This is a genomic window from Stappia sp. BW2 (assembly GCF_008107695.1).
In the GTDB taxonomy this organism is placed as follows: Bacteria; Pseudomonadota; Alphaproteobacteria; order Rhizobiales; family Stappiaceae; genus Roseibium.
Genome location: NZ_VIRG01000051.1, coordinates 1 through 3,460, shown reverse-complemented (window position 1 = coordinate 3,460; position 3,460 = coordinate 1). Strand labels below are relative to the sequence as shown.

General features: G+C 59.1%; 4 protein-coding genes and 1 pseudogene. All 5 read left to right on the top strand.

Annotation, left to right across the window (positions count from 1 at the left end):
- A pseudogene (locus tag FMN63_RS03635) lies at nt 1-503 on the top strand (hypothetical protein); the annotation flags it as partial.
- Between the two features lie 316 nt (nt 504-819).
- The gene (locus FMN63_RS03630) at nt 820-1,473 is read left to right on the top strand and encodes an SOS response-associated peptidase (RefSeq protein WP_148582592.1); all 654 of its coding nucleotides are present in this window, start codon (nt 820-822) and stop codon (nt 1,471-1,473) included.
- A 380-nt stretch (nt 1,474-1,853) separates the two neighbouring features.
- The gene (locus FMN63_RS03625) at nt 1,854-2,147 is read left to right on the top strand and encodes a hypothetical protein (protein ID WP_148582591.1); all 294 of its coding nucleotides are present in this window, start codon (nt 1,854-1,856) and stop codon (nt 2,145-2,147) included.
- Between the two features lie 22 nt (nt 2,148-2,169).
- The gene (locus FMN63_RS03620; protein ID WP_148582590.1) at nt 2,170-2,523 is read left to right on the top strand and encodes a hypothetical protein; all 354 of its coding nucleotides are present in this window, start codon (nt 2,170-2,172) and stop codon (nt 2,521-2,523) included.
- 341 nt (nt 2,524-2,864) lie between these two features.
- Entirely contained in the window at nt 2,865-3,086 is a 222-nt protein-coding gene (locus FMN63_RS03615; RefSeq protein ID WP_148582589.1) for a hypothetical protein, read from the top strand.
- The last annotated feature ends 374 nt before the right edge of the window (nt 3,087-3,460 follow it).

Sequence of the window (3,460 nt, the reverse complement as noted above, 5' to 3'; positions counted from 1 at the left end):
GGCTTGAAACACACATCAAAGACGCGGGCCAGTGCGCCGACCTCGATGCCATTGAACGCGTCCGTGAAAGCTGGAAATCGGTTTTGCCCGTCAATCCGGCTGACCTTTGGGATTGGTGCATGGGTGTATCGCAGGAGGAATTGCTTCGGCTGCAAGCTTTCCTTGTCGCCCGGACAATCAACGCTGTCAGCCATGGCGACGGCTTCATCGGCGCGGGCGTGGATCACGGCAACCGGATCGGCGCGGCGCTCAACCTCGACATGGCCGATCACTTCCAGCCGACCGCCGAAACCTACTTCGCCCGCGTCAAGCTCGATGTCATCCATGACAGTCTCGTGCAGGCCTGCGGCGAGGACGCGGCCGCGCCCGTTCTCAAAATGAAGAAAAAGGAGGCCGCAGCCTATGCAGCCGAAAAAGTCGCCGGGACGCGTTGGGTGCCGAACATCATGACTTTCACAGACGAAGCTCCTGCGTCCGAGGAAGTCATTCAAGAGGCAGCGTAACGCTGTCCAATGAAGGGCCGCCCTGCGAAAGCTCCCGCAGGGCAGGCGAGTATATCAAGTAAAACCCTTGACCTGTTTGAAACCACATCGAGAATGGCGTTGCAAGAGATTGTCACGACTATACAAGGTTGTAAGAGTATGGAGCTCCTGCTTTCCCTTTGAGGCGAGCACCGGTTGCGGACCCCCATACAAGGAACCGGTTAAGGCGTTTCATACAGCCCAGCCGAGCGGTAGCCCACCGCTCGGCTGGGCCATGTTTTGCTTGGCCGTCACGCACTTCTTGTGATTTTTTGCCTTCTGCTGACATCATACTCGTATGTGCAATCTCTACTCCCACACTTCGGCGCGGCAAGCCGTATTGGATTTTACCCGAGCGATGAAAGTTGCCGACACTATCGGCAACCTGGCACCGCAGCCGGGCATCTATCCGGACTATTCCGCTCCCATCGTCCGTAATATCGGTGCCGACCGGGAATTGACCTTGGCACGTTGGGGAATGCCATCACCGGCATTTGCACTGAAAGGCAAGTCGGCCGACAAGGGCGTGACGAACGTTCGCAACACTAAAAGCCCGCACTGGCGCCGCTGGCTCAGCATCGACCACCGTTGTGTTGTCCCGTTCAATTCCTTTTCCGAGTTTGATTCAAAGGCGCGTGAGCCGGTCTGGTTCGCCTTCAACGAAGACCGCCCGCTTGCTGTCTTTGCCGGTATCTGGACGAACTGGACCAGCGTTCGAAAGGTGAAGGAAGGCGAAGTGACCGCCGACCTGTTCGCGTTTTTGACGTGCGAGCCAAACAAGGAAGTCGGAGCGATCCACCCCAAGGCCATGCCGGTTATTTTGACGGAACAGCAAGAAATCGAAACTTGGCTGTCCGCGCCGTGGGACGAAGCGAAAGAGCTTCAGCGTCCTCTTGCGGATGACACGCTCGATTTTGTTGCGCGCGGCGGTCGTCAGGACGGCAAGGACTGACACGCGGACCAGCCCTGACGGGCCGGGCTGATCCTCGGCAGGGGCGTTGCCCCTACGGTGAGCGGCCCAGGTCCTCCAAAGCAACATGATCGCGCCTGCACACCGGCCCGACCCCGTTCCTTTTCCAGACCTGACCCGCTCCCCTACCCCTCGAACAATGACCGGCCAGGGCCGGACTTTTGCTTGCTGAAAAGGGGCTCCGCCCCCGCCAGGTCAAGGATGAACCGCTGCGCGGCCATGGCAGGGGTATCCCCACGCTCCGCGGCTGCGCCTTGTGCGCGCGGGTGATCCCCCTCCCCTGCCATGGTCCTTGACCCGGCTCCCCCGTTTCCGACGACGCGGAAAATGAAAGGCGATACGCCGCGAACGAGGAGCACAAAATGAACCGCACCGACTGGAAGAAACTCTATCGGCAAATCAGGGCAAGCGAGGAGCCGGAGGCCGTCAACGCCAACGGACGGAAATACTATGTCGGAAAAATGGGTGTGAAGCCGGTAACTGGCAGGGCCGTCCTGTTCTCCCTGTTCGGCTCTTGCCGGATGCTTGAGCGGCGTTCGTCCCGTCTTGGGCTACTGCGCAACGCGCGTAAGTACCGGCTGGAACTGCAAGAGGCTGTTCAGCTCGAAATCTCGATTTTCGGGCAAGCCAGTCAACCCGGCTTCGCCTTCCGCTAATCCATCGACAGGAGATTTCGACATGCTGAAAACGAAGACGATCCCGAGCGTGGATGCAAACGCCGCAGACTATTGGCCGTCAGTGCGCCGGAAAGCGAAATTCAACAATGCCTTGCGGCTCGCAGCCGAGCGCTTCGATAGTATCCGCGTGGGACGGATCTATGAGGCGTGGGTGGGTGAGGTGTCCAGTATGGTGCGCTCGGTCGCCATCCAGTGCCAAATCCTCGCCACAGACGACTATCGGGACTTTCGGGAGTTGGCCGCTGCACGCTTTGGAATGCCCGAGCTTTGCAGCAATGACGAAGTCATCCAGACAGAGGCGTTCGACGCGATCCAAGAGGCGCACGAGTCCTTGTATGGCGGGATGAGGGGTTAACCTCTCGTTAACCTATTGACCGCCAGATGTGCTATCGGTGAGCCAATCAGTTTTGAGGGCGAAAGCAGCAGCGCCAGTCCAGGGGCGCGACCGGGCAGGATCGGCCAGCCCGGCCGAGGCAACGGCCTTGCCCTCAAACCGGAGGTAATGCGATGTGGTTCATACCCATTAGCGTTACCCTAGAAATGAAAAGAACTCGGACCACCTGGACAGTGAAGCTCCGAGTTCAATTCGTGATCTAGGAAAGGAGGCGGCGGGGAAACCTGCCGTCTCTCTCCGGATCTAAAAGTAGCACTTTCCGCCGAAAAATCAACAAACCTATCTAAGAGCAAGGTTCAGCCATGTCTCAATTGGAGCTCTTTGAGCGCGACGACAAGGGTGTGGCCGGTGCCGTCTGGTGGGCCGGGCACTGGCAGTGCCGCAACAACAACGGTTTCTTTCAAGATAGGGAAGACGGCAAAGGACCGTGGAAATTCGTGATCTACGGTTTCGGTGAAACCGATTGTACGGTTTACCGAATAAGCGAAGACGGCCAGCTCTGCTCATTGCAGGGTGCCGATTGACGAGCGCAATCGTGTCTTGATCAATGGCCGCAGACATGGCCCTGAAAACTGGCGGCATTAAAGGCTTGCCGATAGGCCGCTGGACCTGACCAGCCCTGACGGGCCGGGCTGATCCTGGGGAGGGGCTCCGCCCCCCGGCAAATCAAGGATGAACCGCTGCGCGGCCTCCTGCGGGGTGTCCCCACGCTCCGCGGCTCTCGCCTTGTGCGCGCGGGTGATCCCCCTCCCCGCATACGGTCCTTGATCTGCCGCCCCCGTTTCCGACGACGCGGAAAATGAAACGAGCCACCCCGGCCAAGTTCAGGAAACAGGAGCAAACCAATGAACTCAGTATATGCCAGCACCGCACGCTTTGATTCCGCCCGCGCTCTCAG